Raw genomic sequence first — 2,157 nt, 5'->3', positions numbered from 1 at the left:
GAGTATTAATGGTTTTTTTAAATATATATAAATGGAGTTATATAATGAGTGAAGAAAAAACAAAATCAGACCTGGTCATTGCTGAAGGTAGTCAATTCAGCGCGGAAACATCAACAGATTATTCCCCAGGGAAAGAAAATATCGCGCTCGCTGTGACGGCGACCGGGATAACCTATAACGGTACCACGGGTAATGATTCGTTTACGGGTGGAAAAGAAGATGATCATCTTCGCGGCGGTGACGGTAACGACTGGCTCAGCGGAGGTTTGGGAGATGACGTTCTTAAAGGCGATACGGGTAACGACACACTTAACGGCGGCGCTGGTGCCGACGTGCTGGAAGGCGGGGCTGGCAATGATTCTCTTTACGGCGGAGAAGGACTGGACAGCTTTATCTTCGCCGCCGGCCACGGTCAGGATGTTATCACTGATAGCCGTTCGTCAGACATCGGTAATGACGTTTTACGGTTCAATGGAGCCAGTTCGGGCTCGGCGCGGTTTAGCCGCGAGGGTAACAGTTTGATCATACAGGCCTACGGTGCGGACGACCGGGTGAGCGTCACTAACTTCTTTGTAAATGGCGAAAGTTCGGGGGAATTTTTCCGTCAGTACAGCTTTGTCTTTGACGATAGGACTCTGACGGAGACAGACCTCTTGTCAGGGGTCACGTCATGGGGAACCGCAAAAAATGACAATGAGTCGGGCTGGTACGGTGTAGACCTTATGTATGGCGGGTTGGGTAACGATTCGCTAAGCGGAGGCTCAGGAAATGACGTTCTGAACGGCGGAGCCGGTGATGATACGCTCGGTGGCGGAGCTGGAGACGATATTCTTGAGGGGGGCTCAGGTAATGACCGTCTTAGCGGTAACGAGGGGCTGGATACTTTTATGTTTGCCGTCGGACACGGTCAGGATGTGGTCAGTGACGCACCTTCGACCGACATCGGAAATGATACTTTGCGGTTTACGGGGGCGAATAGCCAAAATGCCCTTTTCAGCCGCAAGGGAAACGATCTGATCGTTCATGCCTATGGAACAGATGACAACGTAACGGTCACCAACTTTTTCAATAATCCTGAAACACCCGGGACGGTGTTCCGTCAATACAGCTTTGTGTTTGATGATAAGACGCTGACGGAACCGGATCTGCTGTCAAGAATCACCTCCTGGGGTACTGCGGGTAATGATACTGAGTGGGGCTGGTACGGGAATGACATTATTTATGGCGGGGCGGGCAACGATTCACTGTCTGGGGTTTCCGGAGATGACATCCTGAACGGTGGGCTGGGTAATGACACCCTCTTAGGCGGGGATGGGGCGGATACTTACCACTTTGCGGCGGGTCATGGAAAAGACCTTGTGGCTGACGTTGGTAAACCCGGCGAAAGTAGTAATACCCTGCGTTTCAACGGTGCAGAGTCTGGTACCACACGTTTCAGTCGCGAGGGTACCAACCTTATCATACAGGCCTACGGAAGCGATGACAGCGTGACGGTCAGCAACTACTTTGGCGGTACTGATCAACCCGGAGGGATTTATCGCCAGTTCAGCTTTGTCTTCGACGATGCAACGCTGACGGAGTCAGATCTGGCGAGGTCGGGGATGACCTACAACGGAACGGACGTTGCTAACAATGCCACGGGCTGGTATGCACCTGATCTTATGTACGGCGCAGGCGGTAACGACACGCTGCAGGGAGGGGGCGGAAATGACGTGCTGAACGGCGGTGCGGGCAATGACTCACTTAATGGCAACAGCGGTGAGGACACCTACCAGTTTACTGCCGGGCACGGTAAAGACCATGTGTATGACTCAGCGGGTAGCGGTGAAAATGGTGATATTTTACGCTTCACTGGTGCGTCATCGGGCGCAGCCCGTTTCAGTCGCGAGGGTGCCAACCTTATCATACAGGCCTACGGAAGCGATGACAGCGTGACGGTCAGCAACTACTTTGCCGGTACTGATCAACCCGGAGGGATTTACCGCCAGTTCAGCTTTGTGTTCGACGATGCGACGCTGACGGAGTCGGATCTGGCGAGGTCGGGGATGACGTACAACGGAACGGACGCTGGTAACAATGCCTCGGGCTGGTATGCCGCTGATCTTATGTACGGCGCAGGCGGTAACGACACGCTGCAGGGAGGGGGCGGAAATGACG

At 53.4% G+C, this 2,157-nt stretch carries 1 protein-coding gene; it reads left to right on the top strand.

What is annotated here, in order from left to right:
* Positions 1-44 precede the first annotated feature (44 nt).
* On the top strand, positions 45-2,157 hold a 2,113-nt coding region (locus tag J1779_RS25610; RefSeq protein ID WP_420804196.1), incomplete at its 3' end, for a calcium-binding protein.

The sequence above is a fragment of the Rahnella rivi genome (assembly GCF_019049655.1).
Classification (GTDB): domain Bacteria; phylum Pseudomonadota; class Gammaproteobacteria; order Enterobacterales; family Enterobacteriaceae; genus Rahnella; species Rahnella rivi.
Note: the sequence above shows the minus strand (reverse complement) of the source record. Positions and strands in the feature narration are given on the sequence as shown.